At 59.7% G+C, this 22,700-nt stretch carries 21 protein-coding genes; 1 reads left to right on the top strand and 20 read right to left on the bottom strand.

The features are described 5' to 3' along the window. Positions 1-21 precede the first annotated feature (21 nt). The 17 genes from Q7L55_03520 to rimP all read right to left on the bottom strand — a co-directional run bounded on the left by Q7L55_03520 (position 22) and on the right by rimP (position 18,175). Positions 22-1,368 (bottom strand): transcription antitermination factor NusB, encoded by a 1,347-nt coding sequence (locus Q7L55_03520; protein ID MDO8731629.1) that lies wholly within the window; start codon positions 1,366-1,368, stop codon positions 22-24. Next, positions 1,365-2,294: a methionyl-tRNA formyltransferase gene (gene fmt, locus Q7L55_03515; GenBank protein ID MDO8731628.1), complete on the bottom strand. Its 930-nt coding sequence runs from the start codon at positions 2,292-2,294 to the stop codon at positions 1,365-1,367. The genes Q7L55_03520 and fmt overlap by 4 nt, the downstream gene beginning before the upstream one ends. Positions 2,295-2,297: 3 nt before the next feature. Beyond that, positions 2,298-2,840, bottom strand: coding sequence for a peptide deformylase (gene def / locus Q7L55_03510; protein ID MDO8731627.1), 543 nt, complete (start codon positions 2,838-2,840; stop codon positions 2,298-2,300). Positions 2,841-2,875: 35 nt separating this feature from the next. After that, entirely contained in the window at positions 2,876-4,555 is a 1,680-nt protein-coding gene (locus Q7L55_03505) for a ribonuclease J (protein MDO8731626.1), read from the bottom strand. After that, positions 4,552-5,463, bottom strand: a complete 912-nt coding sequence (gene dapA / locus Q7L55_03500) for a 4-hydroxy-tetrahydrodipicolinate synthase (protein MDO8731625.1) — start codon at positions 5,461-5,463, stop codon at positions 4,552-4,554. The genes Q7L55_03505 and dapA overlap by 4 nt, the downstream gene beginning before the upstream one ends. 18 nt (positions 5,464-5,481) lie before the next feature. Beyond that, positions 5,482-6,195, bottom strand: a complete 714-nt coding sequence (gene thyX / locus Q7L55_03495; protein ID MDO8731624.1) for an FAD-dependent thymidylate synthase — start codon at positions 6,193-6,195, stop codon at positions 5,482-5,484. A gap of 103 nt (positions 6,196-6,298) precedes the next feature. After that, positions 6,299-7,048 carry a 4-hydroxy-tetrahydrodipicolinate reductase gene (gene dapB, locus Q7L55_03490; GenBank protein MDO8731623.1) on the bottom strand — a complete coding sequence of 250 codons (750 nt, stop codon included), beginning with the start codon at positions 7,046-7,048 and terminating at the stop codon, positions 6,299-6,301. Positions 7,049-7,057: 9 nt separating this feature from the next. After that, positions 7,058-8,368, bottom strand: a complete 1,311-nt coding sequence (locus tag Q7L55_03485; GenBank protein ID MDO8731622.1) for a pitrilysin family protein — start codon at positions 8,366-8,368, stop codon at positions 7,058-7,060. Between the two features lie 6 nt (positions 8,369-8,374). Further along, positions 8,375-10,564 carry a polyribonucleotide nucleotidyltransferase gene (locus Q7L55_03480; GenBank protein MDO8731621.1) on the bottom strand — a complete coding sequence of 730 codons (2,190 nt, stop codon included), beginning with the start codon at positions 10,562-10,564 and terminating at the stop codon, positions 8,375-8,377. 221 nt (positions 10,565-10,785) lie between these two features. Continuing rightward, a complete protein-coding gene (rpsO, locus tag Q7L55_03475; GenBank protein MDO8731620.1) occupies positions 10,786-11,055 on the bottom strand; it encodes a 30S ribosomal protein S15 in 270 nt (89 codons plus the stop codon). A 112-nt stretch (positions 11,056-11,167) separates the two neighbouring features. Further along, complete coding sequence (locus Q7L55_03470) at positions 11,168-12,100, bottom strand: bifunctional riboflavin kinase/FAD synthetase (GenBank protein MDO8731619.1); 933 nt, start codon at positions 12,098-12,100, stop codon at positions 11,168-11,170. Between the two features lie 17 nt (positions 12,101-12,117). Continuing rightward, a complete protein-coding gene (truB, locus tag Q7L55_03465; GenBank protein MDO8731618.1) occupies positions 12,118-13,008 on the bottom strand; it encodes a tRNA pseudouridine(55) synthase TruB in 891 nt (296 codons plus the stop codon). Then, positions 13,005-13,442, bottom strand: a complete 438-nt coding sequence (gene rbfA / locus Q7L55_03460; GenBank protein ID MDO8731617.1) for a 30S ribosome-binding factor RbfA — start codon at positions 13,440-13,442, stop codon at positions 13,005-13,007. The genes truB and rbfA overlap by 4 nt, the downstream gene beginning before the upstream one ends. After that, positions 13,439-16,270 (bottom strand): translation initiation factor IF-2, encoded by a 2,832-nt coding sequence (infB, locus tag Q7L55_03455; GenBank protein MDO8731616.1) that lies wholly within the window; start codon positions 16,268-16,270, stop codon positions 13,439-13,441. Before infB ends, rbfA begins: the two co-directional genes overlap by 4 nt. A gap of 153 nt (positions 16,271-16,423) precedes the next feature. Next, a complete protein-coding gene (locus tag Q7L55_03450; protein MDO8731615.1) occupies positions 16,424-16,687 on the bottom strand; it encodes a YlxR family protein in 264 nt (87 codons plus the stop codon). Further along, positions 16,684-17,685, bottom strand: a complete 1,002-nt coding sequence (nusA, locus tag Q7L55_03445) for a transcription termination factor NusA (protein MDO8731614.1) — start codon at positions 17,683-17,685, stop codon at positions 16,684-16,686. Before nusA ends, Q7L55_03450 begins: the two co-directional genes overlap by 4 nt. Next, the gene (gene rimP / locus Q7L55_03440; protein ID MDO8731613.1) at positions 17,675-18,175 is read right to left on the bottom strand and encodes a ribosome maturation factor RimP; all 501 of its coding nucleotides are present in this window, start codon (positions 18,173-18,175) and stop codon (positions 17,675-17,677) included. Before rimP ends, nusA begins: the two co-directional genes overlap by 11 nt. Before the next feature lie 100 nt (positions 18,176-18,275). Between rimP and Q7L55_03435 the strand changes: the two genes are divergently transcribed. Next, the gene (locus Q7L55_03435) at positions 18,276-18,833 is read left to right on the top strand and encodes a DUF4439 domain-containing protein (protein MDO8731612.1); all 558 of its coding nucleotides are present in this window, start codon (positions 18,276-18,278) and stop codon (positions 18,831-18,833) included. A 3-nt stretch (positions 18,834-18,836) separates the two neighbouring features. On the opposite strand, the gene Q7L55_03430 is transcribed toward Q7L55_03435, so the two are convergent. From Q7L55_03430 to ispG, 3 genes are read right to left on the bottom strand one after another with little or no spacing between them, the layout of a single operon-like run. Beyond that, positions 18,837-20,597: a proline--tRNA ligase gene (locus Q7L55_03430; protein ID MDO8731611.1), complete on the bottom strand. Its 1,761-nt coding sequence runs from the start codon at positions 20,595-20,597 to the stop codon at positions 18,837-18,839. A 55-nt stretch (positions 20,598-20,652) separates the two neighbouring features. Then, the gene (locus tag Q7L55_03425; GenBank protein MDO8731610.1) at positions 20,653-21,486 is read right to left on the bottom strand and encodes a DUF4081 domain-containing protein; all 834 of its coding nucleotides are present in this window, start codon (positions 21,484-21,486) and stop codon (positions 20,653-20,655) included. 24 nt (positions 21,487-21,510) lie between these two features. After that, positions 21,511-22,665, bottom strand: coding sequence for a flavodoxin-dependent (E)-4-hydroxy-3-methylbut-2-enyl-diphosphate synthase (ispG, locus tag Q7L55_03420; GenBank protein MDO8731609.1), 1,155 nt, complete (start codon positions 22,663-22,665; stop codon positions 21,511-21,513). Between the last annotated feature and the right edge of the window lie 35 nt (positions 22,666-22,700).

Below are 22,700 nucleotides of genomic sequence, written 5' to 3'. Positions count from 1 at the left end.
ACTAGTAGTCATGAGCAGGCTCTATAAGGGGCGCTGCAACAGGGCAAGGAACATTGCATCCGTGCCATGACGATGAGGCCACAACTGCACGAAGGATCCCCGAGCAGCGTCTGGCACTTCCGGCAGATAGCTCGGGGCATCCAAGAGTATGAGTTCTGGATGCTGCTTGCGGATGTCGCTGATGACCAACTCAGTCTCGGCAAAATGCGGAGAGCAGGTGACATAGGCGACGACCCCTCCTGGAGCCACGGCGGCGATAGCAGCAGTCAAGAGCGCTCGTTGAAGTGGTGCGAGTTCTGCCACGTCGCTCAATTTGCGACGCCAACGCGATTCTGGCCTGCGGCGCAAAGCCCCCAGCCCACTACACGGCACATCCACCAGCACTCGGTCGAAAAGCCCTTCCCATGGTCGCGATACGGCATCAGCGACCAGAACCTCCGCTGTGCTGTCTTCGCCCAAAGATTGGCGCACAAGGTGCGCTCGATGTGCATGCGGCTCAACAGCAATAAGCTGCACGCCTTGTGCGTAGGCGACGCAATCAAGCAGCGCTGCCTTGCCGCCTGGCCCCGCGCACATGTCGAGCCATCGGCCCTCGTTGCTCAAGACAGACACTCGAGTCAACGCAAGAGTGACGAGTTGGCTGCCCTCGTCCTGCACTCCCACTTCGCCGCTGCGGATCTGCGGGATTGACTCCGGGGTGCCATCGACAAGAGTGCCGGCAACAGGTGACCAACGTCCGGGCTCGACTCCAGGGATCTCCAACAATTCTTGGACGGGAATTCGTCGGGCAACTAGAGATGGCCGTGCCGGAGTGTTGTCGGCCTGAAGAAGTTCGCTCAATTCGGACTTGCGATCAGCCAGTACTTGGGAAAACGCGCGGACGATCCAGAGCGGATGGGACCACCTGATCGCCAGATCCTTCTCAGAAGTGCCGTCGACGCCGAGCTCAATTGCCCACTCATCTGCTGTTCGAGCCGAAACCTTGCGCAGCACCGCATTGACGAATCCAGCGCGGGAGGCAGCGCCACCCACGGCTCCAGCAGCTCTTGCCAGATTGCAAGTCGAGTCAACAGCCGCGTGCGTGGGCACCCGCATCATGAGCAGCTGATGAGCGCCCAGGCGAAGGAGATCCTTCATGCCGGCATCGACTTGCTCCCAAGGACGCGTGACGCAACTTGCCAGAATCGCGTCGTACCAGCCTTGCCAGCGCAATGTGCCGTAGCCCAACTCGGTGGCGAAGCCAGCATCGCGACCATCGAGTCGACGCTCGCGCAGAATACCGGGGAGGGCCAAGTTCGCGTACGCATCATCGACTCGGACGGTTCGCAGGAGTTCCAACGCGGATTCGCGCGACGGATCCCCGCTCACTGGAAAGCCAATCCGTTGAGCTGAACTCCACGAGCCCAGTCAAGGGCCAACATCTGCTTGCGCCCAGCGGCTTGCACTTGATCCAAACACGCCGCCCGTGTTGCCGTGCCGACCCACACCGCCACCTTGGAAACCTGAATCTCGCCGGGTGCGAGCATTGGCGGCTCCTCTGGCGGGCGCAGCGCGATAGGCGAGATCTTGAATCGATCGGCGGCCAGCATCGTCCAGGCGCCAGGATCAGGTGTCGTTGCACGAATTCTTCGATCCACGCCAACCCACGGGTCAGTCCAGCGAATCCGAGCATCGTCACTGCTCAACTTCGGCGCCAGGGTGACGCCAGAATCTGGCTGATCAACCGGAGAGAGTTCGCCCGATGCAATGCCATCAAGGGTGGCGATCAACAAGGAGCTGCCGTGCTGAGCCAATCGGGACAAGAGCACGCCAGCCGTGTCAGTGGGCAGCACTCGCTCGGTGAATGAGCCGAATACCGGGCCATCGTCGAGCCCAGGACCAATGAGAAATGTCGTGGCCCCGGTGACTTCATCCCCATGCAAGAGCGACCATTGCACGGGCGCGGCCCCTCGCCAGGCCGGCAGTAATGAGAAGTGCAGATTGATCCAGCCATAAGGAGCTGCGCCAAGCAAACTGGTCGGGACAAGGTTTCCGTAGGCAACCACTGGGATGCAATCGGGAGCCCACTTCGCCAGCGTTGCTTGGAATTCTGGTTCTTTGAGGGAGCCTGGAGACAGGACTGGTATGCGGTGCTCATCGGCCATAAGGCCAACTGGACTTCGCTGCATGGAACGCCCTCGACCAGCCGGTGCATCGGCACGAGTAATAACCCCGACCACCTCGTGATCGGTGGCCAGGAGCGCTTCAAGAGCAACGGCCGAGACTTCGGGGGTACCTGCAAACACAAGACGCAAGAGTTACAACCACTTCGCGTTGATTGGGTGCGGGCTGAGTTGCAGTGGTGGCGCCTGGCCAAACCACTCTGACTCACGAATCTCTTTCATTGCGGCCTTACGCAGGGTTTCGTCGAGACGATCAATGAACAGGATCCCGTCGAGATGGTCGGTCTCGTGCTGCACAGCACGCGCGAGCAATTCACTGCCCTCGATGACCACCGGTTCACCGTGCATATTCATCCCCCGCGCAACAACGCGCATTGCCCGCTTGGTGTCGAAGGAAAGTCCGGGGAGCGAGAGGCAGCCCTCATCTCCTTCCTGGAGTTCATCGGAGAGGTCCAAATCAGGGTTGATCAGATGACCAAGTTCGTCGTCAACCCAATAGGTGAAGACTCGTAGTGATACACCAATTTGCGGTGCTGCCAATCCGGCGCCGGGGGCATCCATCATGGTCTCGGTCAAGTCCTTGACCAGTTTGCGCAATTCACGGTCGAAGGTCACCACCGGTGCTGCCGGAACTCGCAATACAGGGTCGCCGAAGAGGCGGATCTCCTGGATGGACATGGGCGAAGTCTAGGCAGCCGGAAAGCAGTGCTGCTCTAGCCCTCAATAATTACGGGCACGATCATCGGGCGCCGCTTGTGATTGCTGTTCACCCATTTGCCCACTTGGCGGCGAACGCGTTGTTGCAGTTCATGCACATCGGTCACGCCGCCAACCAAGGCTTCCTCGAGCACTGTGCGAACCTGATCAACGGCAATTTCGAAGGACTCATCCTTCAAGCCGAGCCCGCGAGCATGGATCTCTGGACCCGCCACCACTTTGGATTCAATGAGATCGACCGCGGCAAAGATCGTGATGAAGCCCTCTTCGCCAAGAACGCGGCGATCCTTGAGCAAGTTCTCAGTGACATTGCCAACGCTGGATCCATCGACGTATACAAAACCCACGGGCAGATAGCCAGCGATCGCGGCCTTGCCGTCAATCAAATCCACGACAACTCCATCATCGGCCAAGATCACCCGATCGGGGTCGATGCCGACTCCGATAGCCAGTTGCTTGTTCGCACGCAGATGTCGCCACTCGCCATGGATTGGCATCACATTGCGTGGCTTCACAACGTTGTACAGATACTGAAGTTCGCCGGCAGCTGCGTGACCTGAGACATGCACAAGAGCGTTGCCCTTATGCACCACGTGCGCTCCGAGTCGCGAGAGACCGTTCACTACGCGATTGACGGAGTTCTCATTGCCTGGGATGAGCGAGGATGCAAGGACAATGGTGTCCTGCGGACCAACACTGATTGGGTGATCGCGATTGGCTATGCGTGACAGCACTGCCATCGGCTCGCCTTGGGATCCGGTGCAGATCAGCACTGTTTCATCGTCAGGCAGGCCCGCCAGCTCATCGACCGTGACCATCAAGCCACCGGGAACCTTGAGCAGGCCGAGGTCACGCGCCACGCCCATATTGCGGACCATCGACCGACCCACCAGCGCAACCCGACGTCCGTGCAACGCTGCCATGTCGACTATCTGCTGAATGCGATGCACGTGGCTGGCAAAGGAGGCCACGATGATGCGTCCATCAGCGCGCAAAAAGACACTGTCGAGAACTGGCTCAATTTCGCGTTCGCTTGCGACGAACCCGGGAACCTCAGCGTTGGTGCTGTCGACCATAAATAGGTCAACGCCTTGATCGCCAATGCGCGCGAAGCCGTTCAGGTCAGTAATGCGTCCATCAAGCGGCAGTTGGTCCATCTTGAAATCGCCCGTGTGCAAGATGGTGCCACCTGGAGTGCGGATCGCGAGAGCCAGCGCATCGGGAATGGAGTGATTCACGGCGAGAAATTCCAGCCCGAAGTTGCCAATCTGCAGGGTCTGACCTTCGCTGATCAGATTGACCGAACCAGCGATGCGGTGCTCGCGAAGTTTGCCTTCGAGCAGAGCAAGAGTGAATCGCGAACCGTAGATGGGGATGTCCTGCCGCAGCCGTAGGAGATAAGGCAGCGCACCAATGTGATCTTCGTGCCCATGTGTCAGCACCACGGCCTCGACATCTGCCATGCGGTCAGCTATCGGGCTGAAGTCCGGAAGAATCAGATCGACGCCTGGTTGGGAATCCTCAGGGAAGAGCACCCCGCAATCCAGAATCAACAAGCGTCCGTCGAATTCGAAGATGGTCATGTTGCGACCAATTTCGCCGAGTCCGCCAAGTGCGTAGATACGTAAAGCGCCTTTGGCCAATGGCGGCGGCGGCAGTAGTTCGCTATGAGTCATGCAGAGAATCCGGCGACGCCGCCAGCAGCGAGATCGCGCCACAGTTGCTCGCATTGCTCCGGTGATGCATCAAGCAATGGCAGGCGTACCGGCCCAGAGGGAAGCCCAAGTTGGGCGAGTGCAGCTTTGATGGTGACAACTCCTTGTGCGCGAAATACGCCTGTGTAAACGGGAAGCAGTGATGTGTTGATCTTTCGTGCGTGCTCGAGATCGCCTTCGCGGACGGCGCGAGCCATCTCAGCGAGACGATCCCCTACGAGATGGCCGACGACTGAAATCATTCCGGCGGCTCCAAGGCAGAGCAGTGGGAGATTGAGCGCGTCATCCCCGGAGTACCAAGCCAAATCAGTGCGGGCCATCACCCATTGAGCAGCCTCAATGTCTCCTTTGGCGTCCTTATTGGCAACGATCCGTGGGTGCTCAGCTATGCGCACGAAGGTCTCGGTCTCAATAGCGGTGCCGGTTCGCTTGGGAATGTCGTAGGTGATCATCGGCAGATCAGTTGCATCAGCAATCGCGTGAAAATGAGCCAGCACGCCCGACTGCGGCGGACGGTTGTAATACGGAGTCACAGCCATCACCCCCTGTGCACCTGCGGCGGCAGCGGCTCGAGCGGCGCCAATCGAATGCGAGGTGTCATTCGTGCCGACTCCGGCGATGATCGTTGCTCGATCGCCAACTGCCTCAATCACCGCGCGCAGAACCGCTAGGTCCTCCTCATCGGTCTTGGTTGGCGATTCACCCGTGGTGCCGTTGATGACCAGTCCGTCATGGCTCAGATTGTCAACAAGATGGCTGGCGAGCACCTGGGCACCGGCGAGATCGACACTGCCATCGGCATTGAAGGGGGTGACCATCGCCGACAGCATGTACCCAAACGGGGAATCGGGGGTGGTGAGGCCAGGCATAAGTACGAGAGTACCGGTCTATGGAGAAACGCGACCGTTCGCCACAAAGGCCGCATGGGTCAATGGCATCAGCTTGGCCCATTCTTCTTCGTATCGCTCCGCCACCATCTCGATTTCACGCTGGGGATACGAGGGGAACTTCGAATCCTCCGTCTTTCGACGCAAGGACAGGAAGTTCATGAGGGCCCGCGCGTTGACCGTGACATATGCGCTGGAGTAGATGGACACGGGAAGAACCATGCGCGCAACTTCGCGCGCAATCCCTGCGTCGAGCATTTCCTGGTAGGCGACGTAGGACTGCGTGCAGGATTCGCGCATTCGATTCTCGATGAGTTCGTGCTGCTCCTGGCTGCCATCGAGAAATTCATATGCGCCCGTCTTGCCAATCTGCACGAGTTTGCGCTCGCGGGCGGGGATATAGAACACCGGCTTCAACTCCCGGTAACGCCCGGATTCTTCGTTGTAACTGGCGATCCGGTGGCGCATGTGCTCGCGCCAGACGAAGATCGGCGCTTGGACGAAGAAAGTCATCGAGTTGTGCTCGAATGGACTGCCATGGCGCTCGCGCATCAGGAAGTTGATCAGGCCCTTGGAGCTGCCCGCGTCGGCATCGACATCGTCGAGTGACTGCTCGCCCGCGGTCGATACGCGAGCAGCAAACACCACATCGGCATCCTTGGCACTGTCGCGAACGAGTTCAACGGTGATGTCACTGCGAAAGGTCAAATCCACTGCTCAACCTTAGCCGCGTCCACTGGTCGCACGCGGATTCCGGGTGCGTGCCGCGAGTGGCGAATTCCGGCGAGACCCCCGCGCTCGCCGGAATGGTCCATTGCTAGCTCAGGAAGGAGTCGAGACCAACAGTGAGTCCAGGGTGGGCAGCAATGCGTTCAACAGCCAGCAGGACTCCGGGCATGAACGAAGTGCGATCCATTGAGTCGTGCCGGATCGTCAAAGTCTCGCCGATGCCCCCCAGGATGACTTCCTGATGGGCCACAAGGCCTCGCGCGCGCACGGAATGCACGCGAATGTCGTCAACGCTGGCGCCCCGCGCGCCTGCAATCTCCTGAGTCGTCGCGTCGGGACTGACGCCAACTCCGTGATCTTTACGAGCTTGGGCAATGAGTTCAGCTGTGCGTCGCGCAGTGCCCGAGGGGGCATCAACCTTGTCCGGATGGTGCAGCTCAACGATTTCAACTGACTCGAAATACGGAGCCGCGATCTGCGCGAACTGCATCATCAGCACGGCGCCAATGCCGAAGTTGGGCGCCACCAGCACATTGACGGTCGGCTCTGGTCCGAGCCAGGTGCGGAGCTGATTGAGCCGAGCTTCGTCGAATCCAGTTGTGCCCACAACGCAGTGCACTCCCTGCTGAATGCAATGGTCAAGAGTGGCCATGACGACCTCAGGCGTGCTGAAATCGACGATGACATCGCAATTGTTCAGCAGGTTGAGGTCATCGCCTAGATCTACTTCAGCAGCGACCTCGCAGGTCGTTGATTCTTGGATCGTCTGCACAACCTGTCGGCCCATGCGTCCACGCGCACCAACCACACCAACCTGAAGGAGACCGGAATCGACCATGGCGTGATGCTAGTGGCTAGGCGCGAAAGCCGAGATGTCGTCAAAAGGTCCAATGACTGCCAGGCTCGGAGTAGCCGCGAACAGTTCAGCAGCGACCTCATGCACCTGCACAGAAGTGACGCCATCGACCTGGCTCAACAACTGATCGATGCTCAAGAGTGGTTCGCCTTGAAGCTCAGATTTCGCAATGCGATGCATGCGAGCGCCTGTGTCTTCTTGGCCGAGCACCATCGAGCCGCTGACCTGACCTTTACCGCGCTGCACTTCATCGGCCGAAAGCCCATTGAGCACGACATCGGCGATTTGCTCCTGAAAGATCTCGAGCACAAGTGGCACCTTGGACGGCAGGCATCCGGCGTAGAGCCCGAGCATCCCGCTGTCTGTGAAGCCCTGGCTGAAGGCATATACGGAATAGGCCAAGCCACGCTTCTCGCGAACTTCTTGAAAGATTCGGCTGCTCATGCCGCCACCGAGCGCGGTCGTCATGACTGCCATGGCATAGCGCCGCTCGTCGCCTCTTGCCAAGCCCGGCACGCCCAGCACGAGGTTGGCCTGTTCAGTTGGGCGCGAGTTGAGAGTGATGCCGGAATTGACTGCGGGGCGGGTCTTTGCGCTGCGCAAGGGCTTTGGCTCGGCACTTGCATCAAGGAAGGGCGCGAAGCTTGCACGCACTTGCTTGACTACCTTCGCGTGATCAACATTGCCTGCGGCCGCGACCACCATTGATGAAGGTTGATAGTGCTTGCGATAGAAGCCTTTGACGTGGGCGCGACCAAGTCGGTGAATGGAATCGGTGGTGCCAAGAACTGGCCGACCGAGTGGGGAATCCCCATACATGAGAGAGGCAAAGTCATCATGGACAAGATCACTTGGATCGTCCTCGTACATCGCGATCTCTTCGAGGATGACTCCACGTTCATCCTCGATGTCTGAATTTCGCAACAGAGCGTCGGTGACGACATCACATACGACATCGATGATCATGGGCAGATCGCGATCGAGCGCCTTCGCGTGATAGCAGGTGAGCTCTTTACCGGTGAAGGCATTGAGATCGCCGCCTACGGCTTCGACCATCGACGAGATCTCCAGCGCCGATCGTTTGCTTGTGCCCTTGAACAACAGATGTTCAAGGAAATGCGCGGAGCCGTGTTGGGCGGGGGTCTCATCACGGGAACCGGCCGTCACCCAGACTCCGAATGCAGCAGAGCGAACTCCCGGAACATGTTGCGTGATGACGCGCAATCCGCCAGGGAGGACGGTGCGGCAGACAATGCTGCCGTCGTCCTCCCTGAGCAGAGTGGTGGTGTGTGCGCGCGCCATTTGTGACTAGGCCGTGGCTGCTTCTGTTACCGGCTGAAGCGAGAGTTTGCCGCGAGGGTCAATCTCCTTGATTTCCACCTCAACCTTGTCGCCGACCTTGAGCACATCTTCAACAGCCTCAATCCGCTTGCCACCGGCAAGCTTCTTGACCTCGGAGATATGCAGCAGCCCATCCTTGCCAGGAACCAGCGAGATGAATGCACCGAAGGTGGTCGTCTTGACGACCGTGCCAAGGTAACGCTCGCCAACCTCTGGCATCGTCGGGTTCGCAATCTGGTTGATCATCGCGCGAGCTGCCTCGGCTGATGGACCATCCGTTGCGCCGATGTAGATCGTGCCGTCATCTTCAATCGTGATGTCAGCGCCGGTCTCTTCTTGAATCTGATTGATGATCTTGCCCTTTGGCCCGATCACCTCACCGATCTTGTCTACCGGCACCTGAATGCTGATCACGCGCGGTGCCGTTGCTGCCATCTCATCTGGAGCGTCGATGGCCTCGGCCATCACCTCAAGAATGGTCAGACGTGCATCGCGCGCCTGGTTCAAGGCGCCAGCGAGCACCGAAGCCGGAATGCCGTCGAGCTTGGTATCCAACTGCAATGCGGTGACGAAGTCCTTGGTGCCAGCGACCTTGAAGTCCATGTCGCCATAGGCATCTTCAGCTCCCAGGATGTCCGTGATTGCCACGTATTCCTGCTTGCCGTCAACGATTCCGGAGATGAGCCCCATAGCGATGCCGGCGACAGGCGCCTTGAGCGGCACCCCTGCGTTGAGCAAGGACATGGTTGAGGCACAAACCGAGCCCATCGAAGTTGAGCCATTGGAGCTCAGTGCCTCAGAGACCTGACGAATGGCGTATGGGAACTCCTCTCGCGAGGGAAGCACCGGCACTAGTGCGCGCTCAGCGAGCGCACCATGGCCAATCTCACGACGCTTGGGTGAACCCACCCGACCCGTTTCTCCAGTGGAGTACGGCGGGAAGTTGTAGTTGTGCATGTAGCGCTTGCGATTCTCAGGGTTGAGAGTGTCAAGCTGCTGCTCCATGCGCAGCATGTTCAACGTGGTGACTCCCAGAATCTGGGTCTCGCCGCGCTCGAACAACGCCGAACCGTGCACCCGGGGAATGACCTGCACCTCTGCGGACAGGGTACGAATATCGGTAAGCCCACGGCCATCGATGCGGATCTTGTCGCGAAGCACGCGCTCACGCACGCAGTTCTTCGTCACCGAGCGAAGGGCAGCGGACAGCTCCTTCTCGCGACCGGCAAAGTTCTCACCGATTTGAGCAATTATCTCGGCCTTGATCGCATCGAGACGATCTTCGCGCTCTGCCTTGCCAAGAATCGTCAGTGCCTGAGCAACTGAATCTGCTGCCACTGCTGCAACAGCCTCGTAGGCATCGTCCTCGTACTCCAGGAACACTGGGAAGTGACCAGTTGGCTTTGCTGCCGTTGCAGCAAGTTCAATCTGGGCCTCGCAGAGCACTCGGATGAAGGTCTTGGACGCTTCAAGTCCCTGTGCCACGACCTCTTCAGTCGGAGCAGTTGCACCGCCCGCGATCAATTCGATCGTGCGAGCAGTGGCTTCGGCCTCAACCATGGTGATGGCTATGTCGTCGCCGGCGATGGAGCCTGCGACGACCATGTCAAACACGGCCTCCTCAAGCTGCTCATGCGTTGGGAAGGCAACCCACTGGCCACGGATGAGCGCAACGCGCACAGCGCCGATTGGGCCACTGAATGGCAGGCCGGCGATCTGAGTTGAAGCAGATGCAGCGTTGATCGCCACAACGTCGTAGAGATCGCCTGGGTTGAGGGCCATGACAGTGACAACCACCTGGACCTCATTGCGCAGGCCCTTGACGAAGGTTGGGCGCAGCGGGCGGTCGATCAACCGACAAGTGAGGATTGCGTCCTCACTTGGACGGCCTTCACGACGGAAGAAAGAGCCGGGGATGCGTCCCACGGCGTACATGCGCTCTTCGACATCCACCGTCAGTGGGAAGAAGTCGAATGAATCACGCGGCGACTTGCCTGCCGTCGTGGCTGAAATCAGCATCGTCTCGTCATCGAGGGTAACGGTGACTGAGCCTGCCGCTTGGCGGGCGAGTCGTCCGGTCTCGAAGACAATGACGCGCTGTCCCAGAGCACCGTTATCAATAACGGCCTGGGTTGTTGCAATTGCGGGACCCTCCACGGGTGCCTCCTGTTCGTTTACAGGGGCGCTCGCGAGTGCGGGCAAGTGGCGGTCTCCGATCGAGGCCCACGGGTGAATCACACCCGGAGGTCACTACCGAGGACCGACAGGCGACAGCGTCGCAGCGCCCCGAATCTCATACGCAGTATGAAGTTGTGCCATGCGGAAGGTATCCGCGTGGATAAAGCAGAACCGGCGCCTCTTGCGCCGGTTCTCAAGATTTAGCGGCGGATGCCGAGCTTCTCGATGATCGAGCGGTATCGCGCAATATCCGTCTTGACTAGGTACTGCAGCAAGCGACGACGCTGCCCCACTAGGAGCAGCAGGCCACGGCGGCTGTGATGGTCGTGCTTGTGAGTCTTGAGGTGCTCAGTCAAGTCGTTGATGCGACGGCTGAGCAGCGCGATCTGAACTTCTGGGGAGCCGGTATCACCAGGCTTTGAGCCGAATTCGGCAATGATGGCTTCTTTGGTTGCACTATCGAGCGACATACGTTCCTCTCGGGCGCGCCCCATTGTGGGACACATTTCAATTTCGACACGAATCGCAAAGCGCCCGCTTCACGACCGTCTGGAGACACAAGAGTAGCAGTCTTCACGCCGTTCAAATCTCACGCAGACCCAAGACCGCGCGAGTGGCCTCTACATCCGCATTCATCTGCTCGATAAGCCCTTCGAGGGCTTCGAAGACCATTTGGCCGCGCAAATGCTCAACGAACACGAGGGTGACTTCCTGGTCGTAGAGATCAAGATCGTCGCGATCCAGGACGTAGGTCTCAACGCGACGTGCAACTCCAGAGAACTGCGGATTGGTTCCAACAGAGATTGCCGCGGGCAATCGCTGATTGCCTGCAACGAGCCAGCCGGCATAGACGCCGTCAGCAGGGATGACGGGCTGGCCAAGCCAAAACAGATTGGCGGTGGGAAAGCCCAACTCACGTCCACGATGGTCGCCATGGACCACAATGCCAGTGAGTTCGTATTCACGGCCCAGCACCCGCGTTGCCTCGGCAATATCTCCGTCAGTTATGGCCTTGCGAACACGAGTGGATGACCAAGGCTCCTGATCGGCCGCCAAGCCGACCTGGTGCACGACAAAGCCATGGCGAATTCCAGCCTCGCGCAAGGTTTCTACGGTGCCAGCAGCGCGATGTCCGAAGCGGAAGTTCTCACCAACCACTACCGCCTTGGCCCTCAACGTGCCGACAAGCACACGGTGAATGAACTCTTCTGGCTCCCAGCCCGACACTTCTTTGGTGAACTTCAGCACGAAGACATCGTCGGCACCAGCGTTGAAGAGCAGGAATCGGCGCTCAGCCAGACTCGCAAGAGTCTGCGGTGCCGACTCTGGACGCACAACTGCCATTGGGTGTGGATCGAAGGTCACAGCGATGAGCGGCAGGCCAAGTTCATCGGCAAGTGCACGTCCCGCGGCGAGCAATGCCTGATGCCCACGGTGAACACCGTCAAAGACACCGATGCACAGAACAGCACCTTTGCGCTCATTGCTGTTGACGATCGTTTGGTCAGTGGACATTTCGAGGCAACCCTAAGTCAGACAAACACTGCGAGGTATTTGGCAGTCGGGCCGTGCTGCTCGGCCAGTGCCAGAAAATTCAGTTCGCTGTCGTAGACAGCAACGATTGGGGCTGCACTCTCCGCATACGTCCAGTCAATTCGGCGACCATTGCGGACCATCACCGCCTCTGGTTCGGATACCACCCAACTTGGGAAGATGCGGGAGACCGCCGATTCCATCGTCAACAGCGACTCTTCAGGGATCTGTGCGGCTTCGAGCTGCTCCAGCGAAAGTGCCTCGTGCTGGTCCCACGGGCCGAGCCTTGTCCTGCGAAGAGCTATGAGGTGCCCACCGAGCCCGAGCTCATTGCCCAAGTCCCTGGCCAAAGCGCGGATGTAGGTGCCCGAACTACACGTGACCTGCACATCCAGATCAAGCCATGGATCTACAAAATGATGATCAAGGAGGGTGAACTCTGTGACTTCCACTTTGCGCGGAGCAAGGACGACTTCCTCGCCTGACCGCACCATCGCGTAAGCTCGCTTGCCTTCGACTTTTATCGCGCTGACCGAACTTGGCACCTGCATGATCGTTCCAGTCAGCAGCACTATGCCTTCTTCTACTGAAGACATCCGCACCGCTGCCATAGCTTCTAAAGAAGCTTGCTCCGTGAGTTCACCTTGAGCATCATCGGTGCTTGTGCTCTGGCCTAGGCGAATAGTGGCCGTGTAGCTCTTGTCCGCACCAGCGATATATCCGAGGAGCCTGGTCGCACGGCCAACACCCAGCACCAGAACACCGGTGGCCATGGGATCCAAGGTGCCGGCGTGGCCTACCTTCCGGGTGCCAAGCACACGTCGCACTCGACTGACGACGTCATGTGAGGTCCAGTCGCTCGGCTTATCGAGAACGAGCAGCCCGTTCACTCCTCCTCGCCGTCGTCCTCACGGGGATGCCGATACGGATCGATGTCGCCTGCGTACTTGGCACTGGTGGCCTGCTCGTGGACACGGGCATCGTCTTCCTGCGCTTTGCGCAGCAGATCTTCGACGTGACGAGCGTTCTCAGGCATGGCATCGGCAAAGAAGGCGAGGGACGGAGTGAACTTGATCCCCGTCTGCTTGCCGACCTCGCTGCGCAACAAACCCTTGGCTGACTCCAAGGCAACCGCCGTCGCGTCCACAGACTCGGCATCGCCATACACCGTGTAAAAAACCGATGCCTCGCGAAGATCCGAGGTCATGCGCACTTCAGTAATCGTGATGAAGCCAAGCCGTGGATCCTTGACTCGCTTTTCGAGAGTCTCGGCCACGATGACGCGAACGCGATCTTCCAACTTATGCTGGCGCGCCTTGGTCATGGCTTCCGGGGCTTCTCACGCATCTCGAAGGTTTCGATGATGTCGTCGGCCTTGACGTCCTGGAAGTTGCCAAGGTTGATACCGCACTCGAAGCCCTCGCGGACCTCGGTGACATCGTCCTTGAATCGACGCAGGCCTGCCACAGCAATGTTGTCTGCAACCACTGCGCCATCGCGCACGAGTCGTGCCTTCGAGTTGCGCCGGATCTCACCTGTTTGCACAACACAGCCCGCGATCGTGCCGAACTTCGAGGACTTGAAGACCTCGCGCACCTCTGCGGTGCCGAGTTGGACTTCCTCGAACTCAGGCTTGAGCATGCCGCGAAGAGCCTGCTCAACGTCATCGATGGCTTGATAGATGACGCTGTAGAAGCGAACATCGACACCCTCGTGCGTTGCCAGTTCGGCAACCTTGCCTTCTGGTCGGACGTTGAAGCCGATGATGACTGCCTTGGAAGCAGCAGCAAGGGTCACGTCGTTCTTGGTGATTGACCCAACGCCACGGTGAATGACTCTCATGGAGACTTCATCGCCGACATCAATCTTGACCAAGGCCTCTTCGAGTGCCTCGACTGAACCGGAAACGTCACCCTTGATGATGAGGTTCAGCTCTGCAACCTCACCCTTTTCAATGGACTCCAGGAAGTCCTCCAGGGAACGCTTGACACGGTTCTTGGCAAGCAGTGCATTGCGCTCACGTGCTTGACGTGTCTGAGCAATCTGCCGCGCGATGCGGTCTTCGGACACAACCAAGAAGCTGTCGCCCGCGCCGGGTACGGATGTCAGTCCGAGCACCTGAACTGGGAAGGATGGACCAGCCACATCGACAACATTGCCCTCGTCGTCGTGCATGGCACGAACGCGACCGAAGGCATCGCCAGCGACGATCGAGTCACCAGCGCGCAAGGTTCCGCGCTGAACCAGCACGGTTGCCACTGGTCCGCGACCACGATCCAGATGTGCCTCAATAGCCACACCTTGAGCATCCTGATTGGGATTGGCGCGAAGATCCAGTGCGGCATCTGCAGTGAGCAGCACAGCATCGAGAAGTTCGGGGATACCGATGCCGCTCAGTGCAGACACATCAATGAACATGGTGTCGCCGCCGAATTCTTCAGCGACCAAGCCATATTCGGTGAGCTGTCCGCGAACCTTCATAGGGTCAGCGCCCTCTTTGTCGATCTTGTTCACAGCGACAACGATCGGCACACCTGCAGCCTGCACGTGGTTCAGAGCCTCAATGGTCTGCGGCTTCACCCCGTCGTCAGCTGCGACAACGAGAATCGCGATGTCGGTGACCTGAGCACCACGAGCACGCATGGCCGTGAAGGCCTCGTGACCGGGTGTATCGATAAAGGTGATCTTGCGCTCGCCTGAAGCAGTCACCGCTGTTACTTGGTAAGCACCGATGTGCTGAGTGATGCCACCAGCTTCACCACCGATGACATTCGTCTTGCGAATGGAGTCAAGCAAGCGCGTCTTACCGTGATCAACGTGACCCATGACGGTGACAACGGGCGGACGGGTGATGAGGTCAACGTCTGCGCCCTCATCCTCACCGAACTCGAGGTCATAGGACTCAAGAAGCTCGCGATCCTCATCCTCAGGCGAGACCACTTCAACGACGTAGTTGAGCTCTTCGCCAAGCAGACGCAGAGTGTCATCGTCAATCGACTGGGTGGTGGTCACCATCTCGCCGAGTTCAATGAGCACTTTCACGAGATCAGCCGGCATTGCGCCGATCTTGTCAGCGAAATCGGACACGCTCGCGCCACGAGGCAGCCGGATTGCCTCACCACTGCCACGGGTAATGCGTACGCCAGTCAGCGAAGGCGCCTGCATGTTGTCGAACTCTTGACGCTTGGCGCGCTTGGACTTGCGTCCACGCGAAGGTCGTCCACCGGGACGGCCAAAAGCGCCGGCAGTTGTGCCGCGACCGCCTGCACCGGGGCGACCCGGGAAGCCACCACCACCGCCACCGGGACCACCTGGGGCACCAGCGCCACCGCCCGGACCACCGGGACGACCAGCGAAGCCACCGCCCGGACCACTGGGACGACCAGCGCCACCGGGTCCAGCTGGGCCACGACCTTGAAAGCCACCAGGTCCTGAGGGGCGCTGCCCCGGACCACCAGGTCCGCTAGGGCGCTGCCCCGGTCCACCGGGACCACTTGGTCGTTGACCTGGACCCGCGGGACGCTGACCTGGGCCAGCCGGGGCGCCGGGTCGGGCTTGGCGCATTGCGGGCATCATGCCTGGGTTTGGACGCGGCGCACCTGGTACGGCCGGAGCTGAGGGAGCCGCCGGACGGGCCATACCCGTAGAGCCGCCAAAGGGGTTGTTGCCCGGACGCGGAGCCGCCGGACGGCCCATACCCGTAGAGCCGCCAAAGGGGTTGTTGCCCGGACGCGGTCCGGCAGGACGAGGAGCATCCGGACGCCGAGCATCAGGGCGGGGGGCGACAGCAGCCACTTCGGTGACGGCAGCTGCGGCGGCGGGAACCAGCGGCGCCACCGGTGCTGGCGCGACGGGACCTGGCGCAGGGGCTGCCTGTACCGGCGCCACCGGTGCCTGAGCCTGCACGGGCACAGGTGCCGGTGCAGTTGCCGGAGCGGGCGCAGCTGGCTTCGCCGCTGCTGCCTTCTTAACTGCTGGTTTGGCTGGGGCTGCCGTTGCCGGCATTGCCTCTCTGAGTTTGCGGGCGACAGGTGGTTCAACCGTCGACGACGCAGACTTCACAAACTCACCTAGATCAGCGAGTTTGGCGAGTACATCCTTACTGGTGACCCCTAGCTCTTTTGCGAGCTCATGGACCCGGACCTTTGACACGTTTCTCCTGTCTTCGGCCCGGGTTATCCAACCCGAACCGTCAGTGCGAACGACGCATGACTAACCCTGCTCGTTCATCGGGTGGATGACCTCATGTGAGCTCCCGACGCTTAGGCGGATGGATGTGCACGCGTGTGCGTACAGCGGCGATAACTATAGCGCGGATACTTCGGCCGCTGGACCCTCGAGGTGGGAGCGGATCTCGGCGGTATCGAGGGGGGCGGCCAGACGCAGGGCACGGCCGAAGGCCGATCGGCGTTCGGCCAGGTTCAAACAGCGCAGTGTCGGATGCAGCCAGGCTCCTCGGCCAGGCACATTCCGCCCGACAAGCAGGATATGGCTCGTGGCGGCCACCCGCATGAGGAGTTTCTGAGGCGCACGTTCCCGACAGCCCACACAGGTGCGCTCAGGGCTCATGCAGGTTCGGCTTGTGCCGCCTGCGGCTCAACCACCGCGGTGTCGGGTCGAATATCGATGCGCCAGCCGGTCATGCGAGCAGCAAGCCGCGCGTTTTGGCCCTCTTTGCCGATCGCCAAGGAGAGTTGGTAGTCGGGAACTGTCACCCGAGCGGCGCGGGCGACGGGATCAACGATAATGACGGAAGTGACCTGGGCGGGAGAGAGCGCGTGGGCGATCAACTCAGCAGGGTCATCGCTGAAATCGACGATGTCGATCTTCTCCCCGTGCAATTCAGCCATGACTTGACGCACCCGCTGTCCCATGGGTCCGATGCAGGCGCCCTTGGCATTGACTCCGGAAACAGTGGAGCGCACCGCGATCTTGGTGCGGTGTCCAGCTTCGCGCGATAGGGCTCCGATTTCAACGGTGCCATCGGCGATCTCCGGCACCTCGAGGGCAAACAGCGCTCGGACGAGATTGGGATGGGATCGCGAGACTGTGACGACCGGACCCTTGAAACCCTTCCGCACTCCGACGACAAGGCACTTCAAGCGGCTGCCGTGGCGATAGTCCTCGCCAGGCACCTGTTCCTCTGGCGGGAGATTGGCTTCAATCTTGCCGATGTCCACGCGAATCATTCGCGGGTTGGACGTCTGCTGCACCAATCCTGAAACGAGATCACCTTCACGACCGGTGAACTCAATGAGGGTGGCATCTCCCTCAGCCTCGCGGAGTCGGCCTAGGAATACCTGACTGGCAGTGGTGGCCGCGATCCGTCCAAAGCCGTCGGGAGTGTCGTCGAACTCGCGAATCACTGTGCCATCTTCGTCCAGCTCGGCTGCCCAGACCACGACGTGGCCAGTCTTGCGATCAAGGTCTACCCGAGCTCGCTCAGAGGACCCTGGGGTGCGGTGATAGGCGACCAACAGTGCCTGTTCGATTGAATCAACGAGGAGTTCAAGCGAGAGTCCCTTCTCGCGCACAAGAGCCTTAAGAGCCCCAACATCAATGTCCATCTTCGGCTCCTTCGGTCGTCACGCGGTTGAACTCAACCTGCACCCGGCCAAGCTCAACCAGGGACAGGGAAATTGTTTGGCTGGCAGTCGTCTTGCCGTCGACAACTTCAAGAGTGAGCTCTTCATCGGAGATAGCAGTGATGCGCCCAACGATCTGGGAGCCATCTCGCAACTGCACCTCAACGAGGCGGTCGTGCGCTCGACGCCAGTGCTTGACCTCTGTCAGTGGTCGATCAATTCCCGGGGAACTCACCTCGAGCACATAGGTTCCAGCGAATTGGCTGTTGAGGGGCTCGGCCTCCAGAGCCTCGGAAATCTCGCGGCTCACATCGGCGACAAGATCAATATTGATGCCGCCGTCACGGTCGATAACGACCCGGACAATTTCGCGCCGCCCTGCTTGCTGGATTTGCAGTTCTTCCAGGTCAAGCCCCGCAGCGACGATGAGGGGCTCAAGGCCTGCGCGGACGGATTCCACCGAAGCCGCCATGGTGCCTCCCAGCATTTAGTTTTCCTGACTTCACGGTCACCGGCTCAGGTGAGGCGCAGCCTTGGCAAGCAATATACCCGGCTCGTGCGATTCTTGGCCTGTGCCCGTACCGCGACTTCCGCTGCTGCGAGCCAAGCGTGGAGTGATCTGCGCTCTCTGCCTAACTTCGCTGCTACTCGTCAGTTGTGCAAGTGCGCCAGATTCACCATCGAGTGATTCGACAAATGCCTCCGCCACCAACTCGTCGACCGCGACAGCCCGGAGTTCCTCAGCCACAGCGACCCTCAGCCAGCTGATTGCAGGCATTGATGCCGCGGTGTACGCCTATGGCGTTGTGGGAGCACACCTGAGCGGGGCGACACAGCGCCAAGCCCTTCGAGCGATCACCACATTGGATCGTCAGCGAGCTGGATTCGAAACGGCACTGGGTTCTCAGGTCGATGAGGCAGCCGTTGCCTACGTCCTGCCAGGACCTGTCACTGATGCAAATCAGGCCAAGGCCCTGGCTGAACTGCTCGAGATGAAACTCATTCCGCTGTTCGATCAAGTAGCAGGGGCCACGACCGGAGCGACTCACGCACTGGCCGCGAACGCATCACGCAAAGCGGCACTGCGTGCCCAAAACTGGCAGCCCAGCAGCGCGCCAGCGAATTCGTAGTTGCTAGCTGTCGCAGATTTCAGCGAGCCGCTCAATGAGATCTTCTACAGCAACGTCCTCGCGCTCGCCGCTTCTACGATCCTTCACTTCGACAAGACCCTCGGACAATTTCTTGCCGACAATGACGATGGTCGGAATGCCGATCAGTTCGGAGTCATTGAACTTGACTCCTGGCGACACTCCGGATCGATCGTCGTACATCACTCGAATCCGCCTCGCTTCTAATTCAGCACCGATGCGCTCCGCCGCCGAATAGATCGCCTCGTCCTTGCCTGCCGCAACGAGGTGTACATCAGCTGGAGCAATCTCACGCGGCCAGATCAATCCCTTTTCGTCATGGGACTGCTCTGCAATCGCACCCACTGCACGTGAGACTCCGATGCCATACGACCCCATCGTCACTGTGACGAGTTCGCCGTTCTCATCAAGCACTTTGAGCCCCATTGCGTCGGCATACTTGCGCCCGAGTTGGAAGATATGGCCAATCTCTATGCCGCGTTCGATCTCCAAGCCGGCGCCGCAGTTGGGACAAGCATCACCTTCACGCACGTCAGCAACATCAATGACCCCATCCGCAGTGAAATCGCGACCAAGGACATAGTCGTAGAAGTGGCGGGCTGGCTCATTGGCGCCGGTGATCCATCGTGAACCGAGTACCACGCGGGGGTCAACGAGATAGCGGATGCCTGCATCACTTGATTGACCCAGGACGCTTGGCCCGATGTATCCCTTGACAAGGCTGGGATATTGCTCGAAGTCGGCTTCTTCAAAGGGCTTGGCCTCACTTGGTGCAAGCACGGCCTCCAGTCGCTTCGGATCGATCTCACGATCACCTGGCACACCGATTGCGAGGGCGGACTTGCCCCCCACTGGATCCGTTACGACGAAGAGCACGTTCTTCAATGTGTCGGCGCCACTCCACGGACGATCCGCGCGCGCGAAGTCTCGGTTGGAGAAGCTGACGAGTGCTTGGATCGTGCCCGAACTTGGAGTTTGTTCAATGTGCGCGGCCGCTATCCCGCTCGAGTCAACACTTGCCGGTGCGACGCTTGTGACGGCTTCGACATTGGCCGCATAGTCGCACGACGGGCATCGCACGAAGCTGTCCTCGCCGACAGGCGTGGGTGCCAGGAATTCTTCGCTCGCCGAGCCGCCCATCGCGCCAGACATCGCCGAGACAATGACGAAGTTGAGGCCGAGTCGGTTGAAAGTCGAGATGTAGGCATCGCGGTGCTGGTCATAGGAAATCTGCAAACCTGCGTCATCGAGGTCAAAGGAATATGAGTCCTTCATGACAAATTCGCGCCCACGCAAAATGCCAGCACGAGGCCTTGCTTCATCGCGATATTTGGTCTGAATTTGGTACAGGCTGACTGGCAGATCCTTATACGAGGAGTACTCGCCCTTCACCATCAGCGTGAACATTTCTTCATGCGTTGGCCCAAGGAGGTAGTCAGCACCCTTGCGATCCTGCAGCCGAAACAGGCCCTCGCCGTACTCGGTCCAGCGGTTGGTCAGTTCATAGGGTTCACGCGGGAGCAGCGCCGGAAAATGGACCTCCTGAAAGCCGGCAGAGTCCATCTCGGCGCGCACGATGCTCTCCACATTGCGATACACCTGATAGCCCAAGGGGAGCCACGAGTAGATGCCAGGCCCGACCCGGCGAATGAATCCCGCCCGCACCAGCAGTCGGTGGCTGGGAAGCTCCGCATCGGCAGGATCTTCGCGGAGGGTGCGCAGAAACAAGGTCGACATTCGCAGCATTTGGGCAGCCTACCGATGCCGGTACGGCTGTACTTTCGAAAAGAGCGGCGTCGATTTAGAAGAGCACCGTTGCGAAGGTGCCCACCTGTTCGAACCCAACTGCGAGGTAGGCCTTGCGCGCTGGCGTGTTGAAGTCATTGACATACAAGGACACCGTCGGGCTGAATCGCGCCCGCGCAGCAGCAACCACCGCGGCCATGCCCGGGATCGAAATTCCGCGACCACGAAGGCCGCGATCCACCCAGACCCCTTGTACCTGGCACACGAAGGGACTCACCGCGCCAACCTCGGCCTTGAACTCCACGAGCCCATCGCGCACTCGACCAAAACTGCGTCCTGAGCGGATCAAATCTGCGCATCGGCTGCGGTAGGCCAAGGTGTTGCCCCCGGCCACTGGCGACACGCCTATCTCCTCAGTGAACATGTCAATGGCGGCAGGTAGATAAGCATCGAGTTCGTCCAGGCGTATGCAGCGCACCTCCGGGTCGGGCTCTACTGGTCCATTTGAGCTGATCGCCATGAGTGGCTGCACATTCCGTACGGCTCGCGCCGAACCCCAAGCTGGTTCGAGCAAGCGCCAGAGGTCGAGCACCTCCTCAGCGCGCCCGAGCATCGAGGAAGAACGACGAAGCCGTGGGCGAAGGTAGTCAGCGAAGGCCGCGATGGCCGGCGGCGAGGCCTCAATCGGAACCAGATTCGCCCCGGAGAACAGCGCCGAGAAAAGTTGGCCGTCTTTGTAGTAGCCAAGGATTTCGCCACCGAGTTTCCAGGGGTCGACCCCACCAATGTGGACGCGCGATTCAACGAAACAGTGTGCAACGGGATCGCGTGCGAACAGCCGGAGCAACTGCTCCAGGTCTTCTGCCGATACCGCCCGCACATTGCCCACAGGGCGACGATAAGCCCAATCGCGCTAGTGGGCCACGACCTCTGGCGTGCCAGTTTCGGTCATCGACGCAGCGAGCTTGAGCGCCTCCTCGATCAGGGTCTCAACGATCATCGCTTCAGGGACGGTCTTGATGACTTCCCCCTTGACGAAGATCTGCCCCTTGCCATTGCCGGATGCCACTCCGAGATCGGCCTCGCGGGCTTCGCCTGGACCATTGACGACACAGCCCATGACGGCGACTCGCAAGGGCACGTCAAGACCTTCGAGTCCGGCCGTTACTTGCTCGGCCAAGGTGTAGACGTCGACCTGTGCCCTTCCGCACGAAGGACAGGAAACGATCTCCAAGCCGCGCTGGCGCAGATTGAGGGATTCAAGAATCTGATTGCCAACCTTGATCTCTTCAACTGGCGGAGCAGAAAGAGAAACGCGAATGGTGTCGCCGATGCCGCGGCTCAGCAGTGCGCCGAAGGCGACTGCCGACTTGATCGTGCCTTGGAAGGTCGGACCAGCTTCGGTTACGCCGAGGTGCAAGGGGTAATCGCACTGCTCCGCAAGTTGGATGTAGGCCTCAACCATGATGACTGGGTCGTGATGCTTCACCGAGATCTTGATTTCTCGGAAGTCATGCTCTTCAAATAGCGATGCTTCCCACAATGCTGATTCGACAAGAGCTTCCGGTGTGGCCTTGCCGTACTTCTGCAAGAGCCGCGGATCAAGGGAGCCAGCATTGACGCCGATGCGAATGGGAGTGCCAGCGTCGCGCGCCGCTCGTGAGATTGCGGCGATCTGATCATCGAACTTCTTGATGTTGCCTGGGTTTACTCGAACTCCAGCGCAGCCCGCATCGATTGCAGCAAAGACGTACTTGGGCTGAAAGTGAATATCGGCAATGACGGGGATGCCAGCCTTGCGCGCAATCTGCGGCAGTGCATCGGCGTCATCCTGACTGGGACAGGCAACCCGAACCACCTGACAACCAGCTGCCGTCAACTCGGCAATTTGCTGCAGAGTTGCGTTCACGTCAGAAGTCAGAGTCGTGCACATCGACTGCACACTGACGGGGGCATCTCCACCAACGGTGACTGGGTGTGTCCGGTGCTTGAGGACCACAGGACGCGACCTGCGTCGACCAGCGATCACGCGTGGTGCTGGTGCAGGCATGCCCAGTTGAATAGTCACGTCAGCATTATCCCTTTGTTCCTCGTCACATTGCT

It is taken from the genome of Actinomycetota bacterium (genome assembly GCA_030650795.1).
Taxonomy (GTDB): domain Bacteria; phylum Actinomycetota; class Actinomycetes; order S36-B12; family S36-B12; genus UBA11398.
This window is presented reverse-complemented; position numbering and strand designations above follow the sequence as displayed.